The following is a 19,529-nucleotide window of genomic DNA, read 5'->3' as shown; positions in this document are numbered from 1 at the left end:
CGGCTGCACACATCCGTGATGCCGGACCGGGCGCCCGCACCCCTCAGCACGATTTCCGTTCCGCTGGTTCTCGAAACCGGCAAGCGAAGGAAGTAGGACCCCCTTGCTCGACGTCAACGTCTTCGACGAGCTGCGCATCGGCCTGGCCACGGCCGACGACATCCGTGCCTGGTCGCACGGCGAGGTGAAGAAGCCCGAGACCATCAACTACCGCACCCTCAAGCCGGAGAAGGACGGACTCTTCTGCGAGAAGATCTTCGGCCCCACCCGGGACTGGGAGTGCTACTGCGGCAAGTACAAGCGCGTGCGCTTCAAGGGCATCATCTGCGAGCGCTGCGGCGTCGAGGTGACGCGCTCGAAGGTCCGCCGTGAGCGCATGGGCCACATCGAGCTCGCCGCCCCCGTCACGCACATCTGGTTCTTCAAGGGTGTGCCGTCGCGGCTGGGCTACCTGCTCGACCTGGCGCCCAAGGACCTGGAGAAGGTCATCTACTTCGCGGCCTACATGATCACGTGGGTCGACGTGGACGGCCGCCAGGAGGACCTCCCCAACCTCCAGAACGAGATCGACCTGGAGAAGAAGGAGATCTCGGACCGCCGCGACAACGACATCAACACCCGCGCCGCCAAGCTCGAGGCCGACCTGGCCGAGCTCGAGGCCGAGGGTGCCAAGGCCGACGCGCGCCGCAAGGTCCGCGACTCCGCCGAGCGCGAGATGGCGCAGATCCGCAAGCGTGCGGACGCCGAGCTCGACCGCCTCGAGCAGGTCTGGGACCGGTTCAAGAACCTCAAGGTCGCCGACCTCGAGGGCGACGAGATGCTGTACCGCGCGCTGCAGGACCGCTACGGCAACTACTTCGAGGGCTCGATGGGCGCCGCGGCGATCCAGAAGCGTCTCGAGGCGTTCGACCTCGACGCGGAGTCCGAGTCGCTGCGCGACACCATCAAGAACGGCAAGGGCCAGCGCAAGACGCGCGCGCTCAAGCGGCTCAAGGTGGTCAACGCGTTCCTCACGACGAACAACTCGCCGACGGGCATGGTCCTCGACGCGGTCCCGGTCATCCCGCCGGACCTGCGCCCGATGGTCCAGCTCGACGGTGGCCGGTTCGCCACGTCGGACCTGAACGACCTGTACCGCCGCGTCATCAACCGGAACAACCGCCTCAAGCGGCTCCTGGACCTGGGCGCGCCGGAGATCATCGTCAACAACGAGAAGCGGATGCTCCAGGAGGCCGTGGACTCGCTGTTCGACAACGGCCGCCGCGGTCGCCCGGTCACGGGCCCCGGCAACCGTCCGCTGAAGTCGATCTCGGACATGCTCAAGGGCAAGCAGGGCCGGTTCCGCCAGAACCTGCTCGGCAAGCGCGTCGACTACTCGGGCCGTTCGGTCATCGTCGTCGGCCCGCAGCTCAAGCTGCACCAGTGCGGCCTGCCCAAGCAGATGGCGCTCGAGCTGTTCAAGCCGTTCGTGATGAAGCGCCTGGTGGACCTCAACCACGCGCAGAACATCAAGTCGGCCAAGCGCATGGTCGAGCGCGCGCGCCCGGTCGTGTGGGACGTGCTCGAGGAGGTCATCACCGAGCACCCGGTGCTGCTCAACCGTGCACCCACGCTGCACCGTCTGGGCATCCAGGCGTTCGAGCCGCAGCTCGTCGAGGGCAAGGCGATCCACCTGCACCCGCTCGTGTGCGCCGCGTTCAACGCGGACTTCGACGGTGACCAGATGGCCGTCCACCTGCCCCTGAGCGCGGAGGCGCAGGCCGAGGCCCGCATCCTCATGCTCTCGAGCAACAACATCCTCAAGCCGTCCGACGGCCGGCCCGTGACCATGCCCTCGCAGGACATGATCATCGGTCTGTTCCACCTGACCTCCGACAAGGAGGACCCGGAGGGCCAGGGCCGTGCGTTCAGCTCGGTGTCCGAGGCGATCATGGCGTTCGACCAGGGCTCGCTCGACCTCAACGCGGTCGTGAAGATCCGGTTCGACGACCTGGTGCTCTCCGAGGACCAGGCGCCCGAGGGCTGGGAGCCGGGGCAGACGCTCCTGTTCGAGACGACGCTGGGCCGTGCGCTCTTCAACGAGCTGCTGCCCGTCGACTACCCGTACGAGAACGGCGTCGTCGACAAGAAGCGCCTGTCGGTCATCGTCAACGACCTGGCCGAGCGGTACCCGAAGGTCGAGGTCGCCGCGTCGCTCGACGCCCTGAAGGAGGCCGGCTTCCGCTGGGCCACCCGCTCGGGCGTGACGATCGCGATCTCCGACGTCGCGACGCCTGCCGAGAAGCAGGACATCCTCGACGAGCACGAGGCGCGCGCGGCGAAGGTGCAGGGCCAGTACGAGAAGGGCCTGATCACCGACGACGAGCGTCGTCAGGAGCTCATCGAGATCTGGACGAACGCCACCGACAAGGTCGCCAAGGCCATGCAGGCCAACTTCCCGCCCCGCAACACCGTGTTCCGCATGGTCGGCTCCGGTGCGCGAGGCAACTGGATGCAGGTCCGCCAGATCGCGGGCATGCGTGGCCTGGTCGCCAACCCGAAGGGCGAGATCATCCCTCGCCCGATCAAGGCGAACTACCGCGAGGGCCTGTCCGTCCTCGAGTACTTCATCGCGACGCACGGCGCCCGCAAGGGTCTCGCGGACACCGCTCTGCGGACCGCCGACTCGGGCTACCTCACGCGTCGTCTGGTGGACGTCTCGCAGGACGTCATCGTCCGTGAGGACGACTGCGGCACCGAGCGCGGCCTGACCATGCCGATCGGCGTGGCGGCGGCGGACGGCACGCTGCGGCGCCACGACAAGGTGGAGACGTCCGTGTACTCGCGGACGCTCGCCACCGACATCGAGGTGGAGGGCGAGGTCATCGGCCGCTCGGGCGACGACGTCGGCGACGTCCTGCTCGACCGGCTGCTGGAGACGGGCGTCACCGAGCTCAAGATCCGCTCGGTGCTCACCTGCGAGTCCCGCGTCGGCACGTGCGCCAAGTGCTACGGCCGCTCGCTGGCCACCGGCAAGCTCGTCGACATCGGCGAGGCGGTCGGCATCATCGCCGCCCAGTCGATCGGTGAGCCCGGCACGCAGCTGACGATGCGCACGTTCCACACCGGTGGTGTGGCCTCGGCGGACGACATCACGCAGGGTCTGCCCCGTGTCCAGGAGCTCTTCGAGGCCCGCACCCCCAAGGGTGAGGCGCACATCGCGGAGTTCTCGGGCCGGATCGCGATCGAGGAGACGGACCGTGCACGTGCGCTCGTCCTGACCCCGGACGACGGTTCCGAGGAGATCCGCTACGCCATCACCAAGCGGTCGCGCCTGCTCATCCAGGACGGCGACCACGTGTCGGTCGGCACCCAGCTCGTCGTGGGCGCCGTCGACCCGAAGAAGGTGCTGCGCATCCTCGGCCCGCGTGCCACGCAGAAGCACCTGGTGGACGAGGTCCAGGAGGTCTACCGCTCGCAGGGCGTGGACATCCACGACAAGCACATCGAGGTCATCGTGCGGCAGATGCTGCGGCGCGTGACGGTGCTCGACTCCGGCGAGACGGGCCTGCTGCCCGGCGAGCTGGCCGAGCGCGGTCGCTTCGAGGACTTCAACCGCAAGGCGGTCTCCGAGGGCGGTCAGCCGGCCTCGGGTCGTCCCGAGCTCATGGGCATCACGAAGGCGTCGCTCGCGACGGACTCGTGGCTCTCGGCGGCCTCCTTCCAGGAGACGACGAAGGTGCTCACCGAGGCCGCGATGTCGAGCCGTTCGGACCCGCTGCTGGGCCTGAAGGAGAACGTCATCCTCGGCAAGCTCATCCCCGCCGGCACCGGGCTGCCCCGGTACCGGAACGTGGCGGTGGAGGCGACCGAGGAGGCGAAGGCCGAGCTGTACCCGGCCTTCGGCTACGACGAGATCGACTTCCCGGCGCTCGGTCTGGGCACCGGCGAGGCGATCCCGCTCGAGGACATCGACTTCGGCGACTACCGCTGAGGTCGACCACCTCCCAGCACGACCCCCGAGGGGCCCGTCGGTTCGACCGACGGGCCCCTCGGGCGTCCCGGGCGCACCCGGGCGCACCCGGGTGTCCTTGCTGGGCCCATGGGCCCACGCGACGGGGACCAGGGGCACTGCCACGCGGTCCGCCGGGCACGCGAGAGTTCGGGCATGGCCACCCTGAGGACGCGCGCGCGTGCGCACGAGACGTCCGACCGCGGCGCCGGATCCGTCGAGTACCTCGGCGTCGTCATCGTCGTGGTGATCATCGTCGCCGGTGTCATCGCCGCCGCGCGCGTCTCCGACGTCGGGACGACGCTCGCCGAGCGCGTCACGTGCGCGGTGCGCTCGATCGGCACCCAGGCGGGTGACTGCGGCGGTGAGGACACGCCCACGTACTACGGGGGTGACGACACGGCGCCCCCGCCCGTCGCGGAGGGCGAGGACGGTGCGGCCACGGGCCCGGACCGGGCCGAGGAGCCCGCAGCCCCCACGACGGCCGACACCGGGGCGACGGGCGGCGGTCCCGACTTCGTCAACGCGGACGACACGCGGCCCGCGGCGGACCAGGAGCGCGTCGACGAGGCGCTGGACGACGTGCGGGACGCCCTCGACGGCGGGTTCTGGGGGGTGCGCAGCGGCGACCTCGCCGACGCCCGCGAGGCGGTCGAGCAGCTCAACGGCCGCGAGATCGACGCCCTCGTCGCCGCGATGAGCGACGACGAGCTCGAGCACTGGGTCGACCAGATGGAGGACGGCTGGGCCTTCAGCGGCTGGTCCCGCGACGAGCGTCGCGAGCTGTGGGAGCTGATGGCGGGACAGGCGTCCAAGGAGACGCTGGACCGGCTGGCGGGCTTCACGGACGAGCTGCAGCCGTCGTTCTCGACGGTGGGCGGCGACGACGCCCAGGCCGAGCCGGACAGCCCGGCCAACGCCGGCGTGTACGGCGAGGTGCCGCACGACCTGTTCGTGCAGGGCGTGGACCCGAACGACGTCGACCAGGGGTCCATCGGCAACTGCTGGTGGATGGCCTCGTTGGGCGCGGTCGCCCAGGCCGACCCGGGCGTCATCGAGGGCGCGATCACGTCCAACGCCAACGGCTCCTACACGGTCCGTCTCTACGACGACGGCTCGCCCGTCCACGTCACGGTCACCCCGGAGATGGTGCTCGTGGACGGTGCGCCGGCGCTGGCGCGGTCGCCGCAGTACCTGCTGGGCGACGACCGGACGACGGGGTACGAGCTGTGGCCCCTGGTGATGGAGAAGGCGCTGGCGCTGCACTACGGCGACTACGAGAAGACCGAGGGCGGGACCGCCGACGTGGGCCTGGAGATCCTGACCGGGGTGCCGTCGACGAACCACGACCCGGGCGGCCTGAGCATCGACGAGCTCGCCGGCATCATCGAGGACGGCGGCGCCATCGGCCTGTCGGCCATGGCCAAGGGTGAGGGCACGGGGCTGTCCACGTACCAGGCGCAGGCCGGGACCGACATGCTCCACCGGGGCCACGCCTACTATGTGAGCGCCGTCGACACCAAGAAGGGCACGGTGACCGTGGTCAACCCGTGGGGAACCGCCTCGTACCCACCGATCACGATGACGATCGAGGACTTCGACGCGTCGTTCCGGCAGGTCCGCGTGAACGAGGTGCACCCGTGAGGGGCGGTCGGCGGTCCGCGCTGGTCGCGGTGACCGTGGCGGGGCTGCTGGTCGGATGCACGAGCACGGAGGAGGAGCCGGTGCCGGACGACGCCGTGCGGCTGCGCGCGAACATCCCGACCGACGTCGCGGGGCTGAGCGTCGTGGCCGGCAACGTCGAGGAGGACCGGGCCGTGCTGAGCGTCGCGGACGGGACGTCGCCGGCGACCGTGCTCGACGCCCGCGTGGGTGAGACGGTCGAGGCGCTGGGCGTGTCGTTCACCCTGGTCGCGACCGACGTGGGCGGGGACGACCGGGGCGACCTGCCCGACGCGGTCGCGTGGGTGGTCGTCGAGCAGGACTGAGCCGGGTGGGGCCGGGGTGCTCGCCGTGCGTCCACAGACGGACAAACCGCCCGTGCTGCACGCGCGAGCCGCTACCATCGGGCCGCGGTCCCGCGCCGGTCGGCACGCACCGCGCACCGAGACGCGTCGAGACGAGATGAGGTCGCCCGGTGGGACGAGGCGGACGAGGGTTCCGGAGTGCTCTGGTCGTCGGGCTGGTCGCCCTGCTCGCGGCCTGCGGCGGTCAGGACGTGCCCGAGGGTGCGGTGCACCTGAAGGCGGGGGAGCCGGTCGAGGTCGACGGACTCACGCTCACGGCAGCCAACTTCGGGGAGGACAGCATCTCACTGATCGCCTCGGACGGCCAGGACTTCGACGACGCGGTCGACCTCACCGTCGGGCGGTCGGGCGAGGTCAAGGGGAAGAGCTTCGAGCTCGTGAAGGTCGAGGTCGAGGGCTCCGGCGACGACGTCGTCGAGGAGAGCGGCCAGGCCTGGGTGCTGCCCGCCGGGTGACGACCGGCCGTCACCGGCCTGCGCCGGGTCGGCCTCCGTCGTGCCGAGGTACTGCCGGGGTCGGCTCCCGCCCCGCACCTCGGCCTTTGACGCGCCCGGCGACGGCGGGTAGCGTAGGACACCGTGCCCGCGCCGTCGGGCCCTTGCGCGTGCACTCGGTCGCCCGCCCCCTTGACGGGGTGCGTCCGGGATGCACCGGGTGGCTCCCACCTCTACCGGAACGGTCCCGTACGGGACGGTCGCCGTGCGGAGGGCCGGGGCGACACGCCCGGGCGCGGGGGTCGGTTCGGGACTCGAGACCTCCGGGGTAGTCGCGCGACGGGCGACGATCCGGGCCGAGCCGGCCGTCCAGGGTGACGGGTGCCGGTCAGACCAGAGAACACCGACAGACGGAGACGTAGTGCCTACGATCCAGCAGCTGGTCCGCAAGGGCCGGCAGGCGAAGACGAACAAGTCGAAGACGCCTGCCCTCAAGGGCTCCCCCCAGCGACGCGGTGTGTGCACCCGTGTCTACACGACCACCCCGAAGAAGCCGAACTCGGCGCTGCGCAAGGTGGCGCGCGTGCGCCTCTCCTCGGGCATCGAGGTCACGGCGTACATCCCGGGCGTCGGCCACAACCTGCAGGAGCACTCCATCGTGCTCGTGCGCGGCGGTCGTGTGAAGGACCTCCCCGGCGTCCGCTACAAGATCGTGCGCGGTGCGCTCGACACGCAGGGCGTCAAGAACCGCAAGCAGGCACGCAGCCGCTACGGCGCGAAGAAGGGCTGAGACAGATGCCTCGCAAGGGTCCCGCTCCGAAGCGGCCGCTGATCGTCGACCCCGTCTACGGCTCGCCGGTGGTCACGCAGCTCATCAACAAGGTCCTCCTCGACGGCAAGAAGACCGTCGCCGAGGCCATCGTCTACGGCGCGCTCGAGGGCGTCCGTGACAAGACGCAGTCCGACCCGGTCGTCGTGCTCAAGCGCGCGCTGGACAACGTGCGTCCCTCCATCGAGGTCAAGTCCCGTCGCGTCGGTGGCGCCACCTACCAGGTGCCGATCGAGGTGCGCCCCGTGCGTGCCACGACGCTGGCGCTGCGCTGGCTCACGGACTTCTCGCGCGCCCGTCGCGAGAAGACCATGACCGAGCGCCTCATGAACGAGATCCTCGACGCGTCCAACGGCCTGGGTGCCGCGGTGAAGCGTCGCGAGGACATGCACAAGATGGCCGAGTCCAACCGGGCGTTCGCGCACTACCGCTGGTGACCCCGGCGCTCGCCGCGGGCCCGTCCGACTGACGGTCAGGCCCGCGGCGACGCGAACGGCACCCACCTCAAGCCAACCGACAAGGGGCTACCACGTGGCACTGGACGTGCTGACGGACCTCACGAAGGTCCGCAACATCGGCATCATGGCGCACATCGATGCCGGCAAGACGACGACCACCGAGCGGATCCTGTTCTACACGGGGGTCAACTACAAGATCGGTGAGACGCACGACGGCGCCTCGACGATGGACTGGATGGAGCAGGAGCAGGAGCGCGGCATCACGATCACGTCGGCCGCGACGACCTGCTACTGGAAGAACAACCAGATCAACATCATCGACACGCCCGGCCACGTGGACTTCACGGTCGAGGTCGAGCGCTCGCTGCGCGTCCTCGACGGTGCCGTCGCCGTGTTCGACGGCAAGGAGGGCGTGGAGCCCCAGTCGGAGACCGTGTGGCGCCAGGCCGACAAGTACGACGTCCCGCGCATCTGCTTCGTCAACAAGATGGACAAGCTCGGCGCCGACTTCTACTTCACCATCGACACCATCGTGAACCGCCTCAAGGCCAAGCCGCTGGTCATCCAGCTGCCGATCGGCTCGGAGAACGACTTCATCGGTGTCGTGGACCTGGTCGAGATGCGTGCCCTCGTGTGGCGCGGCGAGACCGCCCTCGGCGAGAAGTACGAGATCGAGGACATCCCGGCCGACCTGCAGGAGAAGGCCGAGCAGTACCGGGCCGAGCTCCTCGAGTCCGTCGCGGAGACGAGCGACGAGCTGCTCGAGAAGTTCCTCGGTGGCGAGGAGCTGACGGTCGCCGAGATCAAGGCCGGCATCCGCCAGCTCACCATCTCGTCGCAGGCGTACCCCGTGCTGTGCGGGTCGGCCTTCAAGAACAAGGGCGTGCAGCCCATGCTCGACGCCGTCATCGACTACCTCCCGACGCCCCTGGACGTCGCGGCGGTCGCGGGTCACGACATCAAGGACCCGGAGCTCGTCGTCGAGCGCCACCCGGACGCGACCGAGCCGTTCTCGGCCCTCGCGTTCAAGGTGGCCACGCACCCGTTCTTCGGCAAGCTGACGTACGTGCGCGTGTACTCCGGCCGGGTCGAGCAGGGCGCCCCGGTGCTCAACTCGACCAAGGGCAAGAAGGAGCGCATCGGCAAGCTCTTCCAGATGCACTCCAACAAGGAGAACCCCGTCACGGAGGCGCAGGCCGGGCACATCTACGCGTTCATCGGCCTCAAGGACGTCACCACCGGTGACACCCTGTGCGACCCGAGCGCGCCGGTGATCCTGGAGTCGATGACCTTCCCGGAGCCCGTCATCGACGTGGCCATCGAGCCGAAGACGAAGGCCGACCAGGAGAAGCTCTCCACGGCCATCCAGAAGCTCGCCGAGGAGGACCCGACGTTCCGGGTTCGCCTGGACGAGGAGACCGGCCAGACCGTCATCGGCGGCATGGGCGAGCTCCACCTCGACATCCTCGTCGACCGCATGCGTCGCGAGTTCAAGGTCGAGGCCAACGTCGGCAAGCCGCAGGTGGCCTACCGCGAGACGATCCGTCGCGCCGTCGTGAAGATCGACTACGTGCACAAGAAGCAGACCGGTGGCTCGGGCCAGTACGCCAAGGTGCAGATGACCTTCGAGCCGCTGGACCCCGCCGAGGGCGAGCTGTACGAGTTCGACAACAAGGTCACCGGTGGGCGCATCCCGCGCGAGTACATCCCGTCGGTCGACGCGGGCATCCAGAGCGCGATGCAGCTGGGCGTCCTCGCGGGCTACCCGCTCGTGGGCGTCAAGGCGATCCTGCTCGACGGTGCCGCGCACGACGTCGACTCCTCGGAGATGGCGTTCAAGATCGCCGGCTCGATGATCCTCAAGGAGGCGGTGCGCAAGGCGGACCCGGCCCTCCTGGAGCCGATCATGGCCGTCGAGGTGCGCACGCCCGAGGAGTACATGGGCGAGGTCATCGGCGACATCAACTCCCGCCGCGGCATCATCCAGTCCATGGAGGACGCGACGGGCGTCAAGGTCGTCCGCGCCCAGGTGCCCCTTTCCGAGATGTTCGGGTACGTCGGTGACCTGCGGTCGAAGACCCAGGGTCGTGCCGTGTACTCGATGCAGTTCGACAGCTACGCCGAGGTTCCTCGGGCGGTTGCCGAAGAGATCATCAAGAAGACCCGGGGCGAGTAAGTCCCACAGGTCGAACCCTGCAGTTCCAGCTACACATCCGACCCGTAGGACCGCACGTCGGGCAGGTACCGTCAGGTGGCTGCCGTCGGGCAATCTCTACCAAGTCCTGAGGAGGACACCCAGTGGGCAAGGCGAAGTTCGAGCGGACGAAGCCGCACGTCAACATCGGGACCATCGGTCACGTCGACCACGGCAAGACGACGCTGACCGCCGCGATCTCGAAGGTGCTGCACGACAAGTACCCGGACCTGAACCCCTTCACGCCGTTCGACGAGATCGACAAGGCGCCGGAGGAGAAGCAGCGCGGTATCACCATCAACATCGCGCACGTCGAGTACCAGACCGAGAAGCGTCACTACGCGCACGTCGACGCGCCCGGTCACGCCGACTACATCAAGAACATGATCACGGGTGCCGCGCAGATGGACGGCGCGATCCTCGTGGTCGCGGCGACCGACGGCCCGATGGCCCAGACGCGTGAGCACGTGCTGCTCGCCCGTCAGGTCGGCGTGCCCTACCTGCTCGTGGCGCTCAACAAGGCCGACATGGTCGACGACGAGGAGATCCTCGAGCTCGTCGAGATGGAGGTCCGCGAGCTGCTGTCGTCGCAGGAGTTCGACGGCGACAACGCGCCGGTCGTGCGCGTGTCCGGCCTCAAGGCGCTCGAGGGCGACCCGGTCTGGGTCAAGTCCGTCGAGGACCTGCTGGACGCCGTGGACGAGAGCGTGCCGGACCCGGTCCGCGAGATCGACAAGCCGTTCCTCATGCCCATCGAGGACGTCTTCACGATCACGGGCCGTGGCACGGTCGTCACCGGCCGTGTCGAGCGTGGCTCGCTCAAGGTGAACGAGGAGGTGGAGATCGTCGGCATCAAGGAGAAGGCGATCAAGACCACGGTCACCGGCGTCGAGATGTTCCGCAAGCTGCTCGACTACGCCGAGGCGGGCGAGAACGTCGGCCTGCTGCTGCGTGGCACGAAGCGCGAGGAGGTCGAGCGCGGCCAGGTCGTCGTCAAGCCCGGCTCGATCACGCCGCACACCGAGTTCGAGGGCCAGGTCTACATCCTGTCCAAGGACGAGGGTGGCCGTCACAACCCGTTCTACGGGAACTACCGCCCGCAGTTCTACTTCCGCACCACCGACGTCACCGGCGTCATCACGCTGCCCGAGGGCACCGAGATGGTCATGCCCGGCGACAACACGGAGATCTCCGTCACGCTGATCCAGCCCATCGCGATGGAGGAGGGCCTCGGCTTCGCCATCCGCGAGGGTGGCCGCACCGTCGGCTCGGGTCGCGTCATCAAGATCACCAAGTGATCCCGGCCCCTCGGGGCTGATCCACCACGCAGGGCCCGGGAGCTTCGGCTCCCGGGCCCTGCGTCGTTCGTCGGGCCCGGGCACGTCGCTCCGGGTCGCCTCGTCCCCGAGCGCGCACGAGCGTGCGCCGCCGCTGTCGCGCGGTGGACGAGCACGGACGACAGCGACACGAGGGTCCCGGCATGGTCGCGAACCGGCAGCGACGGACCGGGTGGGCCGTGGTGGCGGGCGGCGTGCTCGTCGCCGTCGCCGTCGCGCTGGTCGTGCGCCCGCGGGGCGACGCCGGGGCCGGCCGGGACGCGCAGGTCCGCGTGCCGCGGGGGAGCGGTGACGCGGCCACGCTCGCGCTGGACGCCCGGGCGGGCCGGATCCTGATCACCGACGTCGCTCCCGCGGGTGCGTTGCTCGACGTGCGGGTTGCCGGGGACGACGCGACGGCCACCCACGCCGCCACGGCGGTGTGACGGTCGACCACCGTCCCTGAGCTCGTCGGCGTCCTCGGGCGCGGGCGTGAGGGTGTGTGACCGGGACCGAGTTGCCCTTTCGTCGTCGTGTCTGGCAGACTGTCGGGGTTGCCCGCCGGGGTGTGCGTTCACGCGCGCCTATCGGCTGGGCGAACAGACGTGGCGAACGCTCGGACCCCGGGGTCACCCGGTGGGGGGCGCTCGACGACAACCACGGCCCCTTTTCCGGAAACGGAACGCAGCACAGAGGTGCGTCGCGCAGAGCGACACGCCCGAGTGCGGGGGTCGGACGGACCGGTATTTCGAGAGAGAGAAGTAGACGACGCCATGGCGGGACAGAAGATCCGCATCCGGCTCAAGTCCTACGACCACGAGGTCATCGACAGCTCGGCGCGCAAGATCGTCGACACGGTGACTCGCGCTGGTGCGTCGGTCGTGGGTCCGGTGCCGCTGCCGACGGAGAAGAACGTCTTCTGCGTCATCCGGTCGCCCCACAAGTACAAGGACAGCCGCGAGCACTTCGAGATGCGTACGCACAAGCGGCTCATCGACATCATCGATCCCACGCCGAAGGCCGTCGACTCGCTCATGCGTCTCGACCTGCCTGCGGACGTGAACATCGAGATCAAGCTCTGATACCGCTGGGAAGGGACTGATCTTCATGGTTACCCAGCAGAACGCGCGCCCCGTCACGGCGCTGCTCGGCACCAAGCTCGGCATGACGCAGGTGTGGGACGAGGCAGGCCGCCTCGTTCCCGTCACCGTCGTCGCCGTGGGTACGAACGTCGTGACGCAGGTCCGCTCCGCTGAGAGCGACGGCTACAGCTCGGTCCAGCTGGCCTACGGCCAGATCGACCCGCGCAAGGTCACCAAGCCGCTCAAGGGCCACTTCGAGAAGGCGGGGGTCACCCCCCGTCGGCATGTGGCCGAGATCCGTACGTCCAACGCTGCCGAGTACACGCTCGGGCAGGAGATCACGGCCGGCGCCTTCGAGCCCGGCCAGGTCGTGGACGTCACCGGTACCACCAAGGGCAAGGGCACGGCCGGTGTGATGAAGCGTCACGGCTTCCACGGCGTCGGCGCCTCCCACGGTGCGCACCGCAACCACCGCAAGCCCGGCTCGATCGGTGGCGCATCGACGCCGTCGCGCGTGTTCAAGGGCATCAAGATGGCCGGTCGGATGGGCGTCGCCCGTCAGACCACCCAGAACCTGACCGTGCACGCGATCGACGTCGAGAGGGGTCTGCTGCTCGTCAAGGGCGCAGTTCCCGGCCCCAAGGGCGGCGTCGTGGTCGTGCGTTCCGCTGCGAAGGGTGCGTGACCTCGATGAGCGACACGCTGACCGTCGACGTCCTCGACGAGAAGGGCAAGAAGGCCGGAACGGCCGACCTGCCCGGTGACGTCTTCGACGCAACGACGAACGTCCCGCTGATCCACCAGGTCGTCGTCGCCCAGCTCGCCGCCGCGCGGCAGGGCACCCACGACACCAAGAGCCGCGGCGAGGTTCGCGGTGGTGGCAGGAAGCCGTACAAGCAGAAGGGCACCGGCCGCGCCCGTCAGGGCTCGACCCGTGCGCCGCAGTTCGCCGGCGGTGGCGTCGTCCACGGCCCGACCCCGCGTGACTACTCGCAGCGGACCCCGAAGAAGATGAAGGCCGCGGCGCTCCGCGGTGCTCTCTCGGACCGCGCGCGTGCCGGTCGCGTCCACGTCGTCACGGGCTTCGCCCCGGGCGAGGTCCCGTCGACCAAGTCCGCCATCGCGGTGCTCGACAACCTCTCCGGTCGCAAGCACGTCCTCGTGGTCGTCGAGCGTCAGGACGAGATCACCTGGAAGTCGCTGCGGAACGTCGAGCGGGTCCACCTGCTCGTCGCCGACCAGCTCAACACCTACGACGTCCTCATCTCGGACGACGTGGTCTTCACGCAGGGCGCGCTCGACGCGTTCCTCGCCGGCCCCGTCAAGGGCGCGAAGGCTGTCGCTTCCGAGTCCGAGGCCAACGAGGAGACGAAGTGACCGACGTCGGCAAGGACCCGCGCGACATCCTGATCGCGCCGGTCGTCTCGGAGAAGAGCTACGGCCTGCTCGACGAGGGGAAGTACACCTTCCTCGTCGACCCGCGGGCCAACAAGACCGAGATCAAGATCGCCGTCGAGCACGTCTTCGGCGTCAAGGTCGAGTCGGTCAACACCGCGAACCGTCAGGGCAAGGCCCGCCGGACCCGCTTCGGCATCGGCCGCCGCAAGAACACGAAGCGTGCGATCGTCACCCTCCGCGAGGGCTCGATCGACATCTTCGGCGGACCGGTCGGCTGACCGAGAGCGAAGAGGACTTACTTTCATGGGAATCCGCAAGTACAAGCCGACGACGCCTGGCCGCCGCGGCTCGAGCGTCGCCGACTTCGTCGAGATCACGCGCTCGCAGCCGGAGAAGTCGCTCGTCCGTCCGCTGCACAAGACCGGCGGTCGTAACGCGACCGGCCGCATCACGACGCGTCACCAGGGCGGCGGGCACAAGCGCGCCTACCGCGTGATCGACTTCCGTCGTCACGACAAGGACGGCGTGCCGGCCAAGGTCGCGCACATCGAGTACGACCCGAACCGCACCGCGCGCATCGCGCTGCTGCACTACGCGGACGGCGAGAAGCGGTACATCCTCGCCCCCAACAAGGTGTCGCAGGGCGACATGCTCGAGGCAGGTGCCGGGGCGGACATCAAGCCCGGCAACAACCTCCCGCTGCGCAACATCCCGACCGGTACGGTCATCCACGCCATCGAGCTCAAGCCCGGCGGCGGCGCGAAGATCGCACGTTCGGCTGGTGCCTCGGTGCAGCTCGTCGCGAAGGACGGGCCGTACGCGCAGCTGCGCATGCCGTCCGGCGAGATCCGCAACGTCGACCTGCGCTGCCGCGCGACGGTCGGCGAGGTGGGCAACGCCGAGCAGTCCAACATCAACTGGGGCAAGGCCGGCCGCATGCGCTGGAAGGGCAAGCGCCCGACCGTCCGTGGTGTCGCCATGAACCCGATCGACCACCCGCACGGTGGTGGCGAGGGCAAGACGTCCGGTGGACGTCACCCCGTCAGCCCGTGGGGCCAGTCCGAGGGCCGCACCCGTCGTCCGAACAAGCCGAGCGACAAGCTCATCGTGCGCCGTCGGCGCACCGGCAAGAAGCGCTGATAGGAGCCCGAGAGAATGCCTCGCAGCCTCAAGAAGGGCCCGTTCGTCGACGGCCACCTGCAGAAGAAGGTCGACGCGCAGAACGAGGCCGGTACGAAGAACGTCATCAAGACGTGGTCTCGTCGTTCGATGATCACGCCGGACTTCCTCGGCCACACGTTCGCGGTGCACGACGGCCGCAAGCACACCCCGGTCTTCGTGACGGAGTCGATGGTCGGGCACAAGCTCGGCGAGTTCGCCCCGACGCGGACGTTCCGCGGCCACGAGAAGGACGACCGTAAGGGCCGTCGCCGCTGACCCCCGGGTCAGCCTGGTGACGCCCTGACGGCAGAGACAAGAGAGCAGGACAGCGATGGAAGCCAAGGCGAAGGCGCGGTTCGTCCGCGTCACGCCCCAGAAGGCCCGCCGCGTCGTGGACCTCATCCGTGGCAAGCAGGCGGCGGAGGCCGTGGCGGTGCTGAAGTTCGCGCCGCAGGCCGCGGCGGAGCCCGTCTTGAAGACGGTGCAGTCCGCGGTCGCCAATGCGGTCGAGGGGGCCAAGCGCAACAGCGAGCGACTCGACGAGGCAGACCTCTTCATCTCGGAGGTCTTCGTCGACGAGGGTCCGACGCTCAAGCGGTTCCGTCCGCGGGCGCAGGGTCGGGCCAGCCAGATCCTCAAGCGCACGAGCCACATCACCGTGGTCGTCGCTGAGCGTGAGACGAAGGGACGGGCCCGATAGTGGGACAGAAAGTCAACCCGCTCGGGTACCGCCTGGGCATCACGACCGATCACCGTTCGCGGTGGTTCGCGGACTCGACGAAGCCGGGTCAGCGCTACCGCGACTACGTCCGTGAGGACGTGCAGATCCGCAAGCTCATGAGCACGGGTCTCGAGCGCGCCGGCATCGCCAAGGTCGAGATCGAGCGCACGCGTGACCGTGTGCGCGTCGACATCCACACCGCCCGCCCGGGCATCGTCATCGGGCGTCGTGGCGCGGAGGCCGACCGCATCCGCGGCGAGCTCGAGAAGCTCACGGGCAAGCAGGTCCAGCTGAACATCCTCGAGGTCAAGAACGCCGAGATCGAGGCTCAGCTGGTCGCCCAGGGCATCGCCGAGCAGCTGGCGAGCCGTGTCTCGTTCCGCCGCGCCATGCGCAAGGGCATCCAGTCGGCCCAGCGTGCGGGTGCCAAGGGCATCCGTGTGCAGGTGTCCGGCCGCCTCGGTGGCGCTGAGATGAGCCGTACGGAGTTCTACCGCGAGGGTCGTGTGCCGCTGCACACGCTGCGCGCGAACATCGACTACGGCTTCTTCGAGGCCCGCACGACCTTCGGCCGCATCGGCGTGAAGGTCTGGGTCTACAAGGGCGACATGACGGAGAAGGAGTGGGCGCGCGAGCAGGCCTCGCAGGCTCCCCGTCCTTCCCGCGGTGGCCCGCGCGGCGACCGTGGTGACCGTGGTGACCGTGGTGACCGTGGTGACCGTGGTCCTCGCACCGGCGGGGCCCGTCGTCCCGAGCGTCAGGACGCCCCCGCCCCGGCTGCCGAGCAGGCACCCGCGGCGCCGGCGCCCACCGAGTCCGGAACGGAGGCCTGAGCCGTGCTGATCCCGCGCAGGCTGAAGCACCGCAAGCAGCACCACCCGGGGCGCTCCGGCGCCGCGACGGGTGGCACCACGATCTCGTTCGGTGAGTACGGCATCCAGGCTCTCGAGCCCGCCTACGTCACCAACCGGCAGATCGAGGCTGCACGTATCGCCATGACCCGCCACATCAAGCGTGGGGGGAAGGTCTGGATCAACATCTACCCGGACCGTCCCCTGACGAAGAAGCCCGCCGAGACCCGCATGGGTTCCGGCAAGGGCTCGCCCGAGTGGTGGATCGCCAACGTCAAGCCGGGCCGAGTTCTGTTCGAGCTCGCCGGTGTCCCGGAGCCGCTCGCGCGCGAGGCCATGCGTCGCGCGCAGCACAAGCTCCCGATGAAGACACGTTTCATCGTGCGCGAGGGTGGTAACTGATGGCTATCGGAACCAAGGAGCTGGCTCCCACGGAGCTGGACACCTTCGACGACGAGAAGCTGGTCGCCGAGCTGAAGAAGGCCAAGGAGGAGCTGTTCAACCTCCGCTTCCAGTCCGCGACCGGTCAGCTCGAGAGCCACGGACGGCTCAAGGCCGTCCGCCGCGACATCGCGCGCATCTACACGATCCTGCGCGAGCGTGAGCTCGGCATCCGTACCGCCCCGAGCGCGGAGTGAGGCAATCATGACCACCAAGCACGAGCAGACGACGGCGACGTCGGAGCCCCGCGCGGACCGCAAGACCCGCCGCGGCTACGTCGTGTCCGACAAGATGGACAAGACGGTCGTGGTCGAGGTCGAGGACCGCGTCAAGCACCCGCTGTACGGCAAGGTCATCCGCCGGACCAGCAAGGTCAAGGCGCACGACGAGCTGAACGCCGCCGGCGTCGGCGACCTGGTCGAGATCATGGAGACCCGGCCGCTGTCGGCAGCCAAGCACTTCCGGCTCGTCGAGATCCTCCAGAAGGCCAAGTAATCCTGCCGCCGGCCGCGAGGCCTGCGCAGCACAGCACGACGACAGTTGCCCACGACGCGGGCGGGTCTCCCGCCCGCGGCGTGTGCACCACGGCAACCATCCGGATGGCCAGGCTCGCCGCCATCGCGCGAGCGAGAACCCGCCAGACGACAGGAGTAGGTAGATGATCCAGCAGGAGTCGCGACTGCGTGTCGCCGACAACACGGGTGCCAAGGAGATCCTCTGCATCCGTGTGCTCGGCGGCTCCGGCCGCCGGTACGCGGGCATCGGTGACGTCATCGTCGCCACCGTGAAGGACGCCATCCCCGGCGGCAACGTCAAGAAGGGCGACGTCGTCAAGGCGGTCATCGTCCGCACCCGCAAGGAGCGTCGGCGCCCCGACGGCTCGTACATCAAGTTCGACGAGAACGCGGCTGTGATCCTCAAGAACGACGGCGAGCCTCGTGGCACGCGCATCTTCGGCCCGGTGGGCCGGGAGCTGCGTGACAAGAAGTTCATGAAGATCATCTCGCTCGCTCCGGAGGTGATCTGACCATGGCGAAGATCAAGAAGGGCGACCTCGTCCTCGTGATCTCGGGCCGCGACAAGGGCCAGCAGGGACGCGTCCTCGAGGTGCTCCCCGAGACGCAGCGTGTCGTGGTGGAGGGCGTCCAGCGTGTGCAGAAGCACACGAAGGCCGGCCAGACCTCGCGCGGCACCCGCACCGGTGGCATCGAGACGATCGAGGCCCCCATCCACATCAGCAACGTGATGCTCGTGGACCCGGAGACCAAGAAGGGCACCCGGGTCGGCTACCGCACCGAGCAGGTCGAGCGCGACGGGCGCACGCGCAACGTGCGCGTCCGCGTCGCCAAGCGCTCCGGTAAGGACATCTGATGACCGAGACCACCATCGAGGCCCCGGCTCTGCCGCGGCTCAAGACGCGCTACAACGACGAGATCCGGTCGGCGCTCTTCGAGCAGTTCAGCCACGAGAACATCAACCAGGTGGCGCGACTCGTCAAGGTCGTCGTCAACATGGGTGTCGGTGACGCCGCGAAGGACTCCAAGCTCATCGAGGGCGCGATCCGCGACCTGACCCAGATCACGGGCCAGAAGCCGCAGGTCACCAAGGCTCGCAAGTCGATCGCGCAGTTCAAGCTGCGCGAGGGCATGCCGATCGGCGCGCACGTCACGCTGCGCGGCGACCGTGCCTGGGAGTTCCTCGACCGTCTGCTCTCCACCGCGCTGCCGCGCATCCGCGACTTCCGCGGCCTGTCGCCCAAGCAGTTCGACGGTCACGGCAACTACACGTTCGGCCTCGTGGAGCAGTCCGTGTTCCACGAGATCGACCAGGACAAGATCGACCGTGTCCGCGGTATGGACATCACGATCGTGACCACCGCGACGACGGACGACGAGGGCCGCGCGCTCCTCAAGCTCCTCGGCTTCCCGTTCAAGGAGAACTGACATGGCGAAGACCGCCCTCATCAACAAGGCGGCTGCGAAGCCCAAGTTCGCGGTCCGCGGTTACACGCGTTGCCAGAAGTGCGGACGTCCGCACTCGGTGTACCGCAAGTTCGGCCTGTGCCGGATCTGCGTGCGGGAGATGGCCCACCGTGGCGAGCTCCCCGGCGTGACGAAGAGCAGCTGGTAATCCAGCGCTGCTGGTAACACCCTCCTGACGTCGGTAGGTCCGCGGCCCTGAACACAGGGCCGCGGATACCCCGGCGAGAAAGGGCTGACGCCCGATGACCATGACCGACCCGATCGCAGACTTCCTGACTCGTCTGCGCAACGCCAACTCGGCGCACCACGACACGGTGACGATCCCGTTCTCGAAGCTGAAGAGCCACGTCGCCGAGATCCTGCAGGCCGAGGGCTACATCTCCGGCTGGACCGTCGAGGACGCCCCTGTGGGCAAGAACCTCACGATCACGCTGAAGTACGGCCCCAACCGCGAGCGTGCGCTCGCCGGCGTCAAGCGCGTGTCCAAGCCGGGCCTGCGCGTGTACGCCAAGTCGACCAATCTGCCGAAGGTGCTCGGCGGCCTGGGTGTGGCGATCCTGTCCACGTCCTCGGGGCTGCTCACCGACAAGCAGGCCGCCAAGAAGGGCGTGGGTGGGGAAGTCCTCGCCTACGTCTGGTAAGTC

At 68.9% G+C, this 19,529-nt stretch carries 25 protein-coding genes; all 25 read left to right on the top strand.

The window, feature by feature from the left end:
• Nucleotides 1-103: 103 nt before the first annotated feature.
• The 25 genes from KKR89_RS13215 (at nt 104) to rpsH (ending at nt 19,526) form a co-directional block, all read left to right on the top strand.
• Entirely contained in the window at nt 104-3,973 is a 3,870-nt protein-coding gene (locus KKR89_RS13215; protein ID WP_208195841.1) for a DNA-directed RNA polymerase subunit beta', read from the top strand.
• A 174-nt stretch (nt 3,974-4,147) separates the two neighbouring features.
• Entirely contained in the window at nt 4,148-5,635 is a 1,488-nt protein-coding gene (locus KKR89_RS13210; RefSeq protein ID WP_208195840.1) for a C2 family cysteine protease, read from the top strand.
• Nucleotides 5,632-5,979 (top strand): hypothetical protein, encoded by a 348-nt coding sequence (locus KKR89_RS13205; RefSeq protein WP_208195839.1) that lies wholly within the window; start codon nt 5,632-5,634, stop codon nt 5,977-5,979. The genes KKR89_RS13210 and KKR89_RS13205 overlap by 4 nt, the downstream gene beginning before the upstream one ends.
• A 149-nt stretch (nt 5,980-6,128) precedes the next feature.
• Nucleotides 6,129-6,473: a hypothetical protein gene (locus KKR89_RS13200; protein WP_208195838.1), complete on the top strand. Its 345-nt coding sequence runs from the start codon at nt 6,129-6,131 to the stop codon at nt 6,471-6,473.
• Between the two features lie 400 nt (nt 6,474-6,873).
• On the top strand, nt 6,874-7,242 hold the full coding sequence (gene rpsL, locus KKR89_RS13195) for a 30S ribosomal protein S12 (RefSeq protein ID WP_013117883.1): 369 nt from the start codon (nt 6,874-6,876) through the stop codon (nt 7,240-7,242).
• Nucleotides 7,243-7,247: 5 nt separating this feature from the next.
• Complete coding sequence (gene rpsG / locus KKR89_RS13190; protein WP_135973049.1) at nt 7,248-7,718, top strand: 30S ribosomal protein S7; 471 nt, start codon at nt 7,248-7,250, stop codon at nt 7,716-7,718.
• Between the two features lie 94 nt (nt 7,719-7,812).
• Nucleotides 7,813-9,915 carry an elongation factor G gene (fusA, locus tag KKR89_RS13185; protein ID WP_208195837.1) on the top strand — a complete coding sequence of 701 codons (2,103 nt, stop codon included), beginning with the start codon at nt 7,813-7,815 and terminating at the stop codon, nt 9,913-9,915.
• Between the two features lie 122 nt (nt 9,916-10,037).
• Complete coding sequence (gene tuf / locus KKR89_RS13180) at nt 10,038-11,231, top strand: elongation factor Tu (protein ID WP_208195836.1); 1,194 nt, start codon at nt 10,038-10,040, stop codon at nt 11,229-11,231.
• Nucleotides 11,232-11,413: 182 nt separating this feature from the next.
• A complete protein-coding gene (locus KKR89_RS13175; RefSeq protein WP_208195835.1) occupies nt 11,414-11,695 on the top strand; it encodes a hypothetical protein in 282 nt (93 codons plus the stop codon).
• 327 nt (nt 11,696-12,022) lie between these two features.
• Complete coding sequence (gene rpsJ / locus KKR89_RS13170) at nt 12,023-12,331, top strand: 30S ribosomal protein S10 (RefSeq protein ID WP_013117879.1); 309 nt, start codon at nt 12,023-12,025, stop codon at nt 12,329-12,331.
• A 25-nt stretch (nt 12,332-12,356) separates the two neighbouring features.
• Complete coding sequence (gene rplC, locus KKR89_RS13165) at nt 12,357-13,016, top strand: 50S ribosomal protein L3 (protein WP_208195834.1); 660 nt, start codon at nt 12,357-12,359, stop codon at nt 13,014-13,016.
• Between the two features lie 5 nt (nt 13,017-13,021).
• Nucleotides 13,022-13,708 (top strand): 50S ribosomal protein L4, encoded by a 687-nt coding sequence (gene rplD, locus KKR89_RS13160; protein WP_208195833.1) that lies wholly within the window; start codon nt 13,022-13,024, stop codon nt 13,706-13,708.
• Nucleotides 13,705-14,007, top strand: a complete 303-nt coding sequence (gene rplW / locus KKR89_RS13155) for a 50S ribosomal protein L23 (protein ID WP_191782351.1) — start codon at nt 13,705-13,707, stop codon at nt 14,005-14,007. Before rplD ends, rplW begins: the two co-directional genes overlap by 4 nt.
• Nucleotides 14,008-14,032: 25 nt before the next feature.
• Nucleotides 14,033-14,869: a 50S ribosomal protein L2 gene (gene rplB / locus KKR89_RS13150; protein ID WP_191782352.1), complete on the top strand. Its 837-nt coding sequence runs from the start codon at nt 14,033-14,035 to the stop codon at nt 14,867-14,869.
• A gap of 15 nt (nt 14,870-14,884) precedes the next feature.
• Nucleotides 14,885-15,166: a 30S ribosomal protein S19 gene (gene rpsS, locus KKR89_RS13145; protein WP_013117874.1), complete on the top strand. Its 282-nt coding sequence runs from the start codon at nt 14,885-14,887 to the stop codon at nt 15,164-15,166.
• A 55-nt stretch (nt 15,167-15,221) separates the two neighbouring features.
• Nucleotides 15,222-15,590 (top strand): 50S ribosomal protein L22, encoded by a 369-nt coding sequence (gene rplV / locus KKR89_RS13140; protein ID WP_013117873.1) that lies wholly within the window; start codon nt 15,222-15,224, stop codon nt 15,588-15,590.
• Nucleotides 15,590-16,444, top strand: a complete 855-nt coding sequence (gene rpsC, locus KKR89_RS13135; protein WP_208195832.1) for a 30S ribosomal protein S3 — start codon at nt 15,590-15,592, stop codon at nt 16,442-16,444. Before rplV ends, rpsC begins: the two co-directional genes overlap by 1 nt.
• Nucleotides 16,445-16,447: 3 nt before the next feature.
• A complete protein-coding gene (rplP, locus tag KKR89_RS13130; RefSeq protein WP_191782354.1) occupies nt 16,448-16,864 on the top strand; it encodes a 50S ribosomal protein L16 in 417 nt (138 codons plus the stop codon).
• A complete protein-coding gene (gene rpmC, locus KKR89_RS13125; protein WP_225214955.1) occupies nt 16,864-17,100 on the top strand; it encodes a 50S ribosomal protein L29 in 237 nt (78 codons plus the stop codon). The genes rplP and rpmC overlap by 1 nt, the downstream gene beginning before the upstream one ends.
• A gap of 7 nt (nt 17,101-17,107) precedes the next feature.
• A complete protein-coding gene (gene rpsQ / locus KKR89_RS13120) occupies nt 17,108-17,398 on the top strand; it encodes a 30S ribosomal protein S17 (RefSeq protein ID WP_191782355.1) in 291 nt (96 codons plus the stop codon).
• A gap of 163 nt (nt 17,399-17,561) precedes the next feature.
• A complete protein-coding gene (gene rplN, locus KKR89_RS13115) occupies nt 17,562-17,930 on the top strand; it encodes a 50S ribosomal protein L14 (RefSeq protein ID WP_013117868.1) in 369 nt (122 codons plus the stop codon).
• 2 nt (nt 17,931-17,932) lie between these two features.
• Nucleotides 17,933-18,274: a 50S ribosomal protein L24 gene (gene rplX, locus KKR89_RS13110; protein ID WP_191782356.1), complete on the top strand. Its 342-nt coding sequence runs from the start codon at nt 17,933-17,935 to the stop codon at nt 18,272-18,274.
• The gene (gene rplE, locus KKR89_RS13105; protein WP_191782357.1) at nt 18,274-18,846 is read left to right on the top strand and encodes a 50S ribosomal protein L5; all 573 of its coding nucleotides are present in this window, start codon (nt 18,274-18,276) and stop codon (nt 18,844-18,846) included. Before rplX ends, rplE begins: the two co-directional genes overlap by 1 nt.
• Nucleotide 18,847: 1 nt before the next feature.
• Entirely contained in the window at nt 18,848-19,033 is a 186-nt protein-coding gene (locus tag KKR89_RS13100; protein ID WP_046528982.1) for a type Z 30S ribosomal protein S14, read from the top strand.
• Nucleotides 19,034-19,127: 94 nt separating this feature from the next.
• Nucleotides 19,128-19,526, top strand: coding sequence for a 30S ribosomal protein S8 (gene rpsH, locus KKR89_RS13095; RefSeq protein WP_191782362.1), 399 nt, complete (start codon nt 19,128-19,130; stop codon nt 19,524-19,526).
• Nucleotides 19,527-19,529: the final 3 nt, after the last annotated feature.

The sequence above is a fragment of the Cellulomonas dongxiuzhuiae genome, from assembly GCF_018623035.1.
Lineage (GTDB): Bacteria > Actinomycetota > Actinomycetes > Actinomycetales > Cellulomonadaceae > Cellulomonas > Cellulomonas dongxiuzhuiae.
The sequence above is the reverse complement of the archived record's forward strand: the minus strand, read 5'-3'. Positions and strand labels throughout refer to the sequence as shown.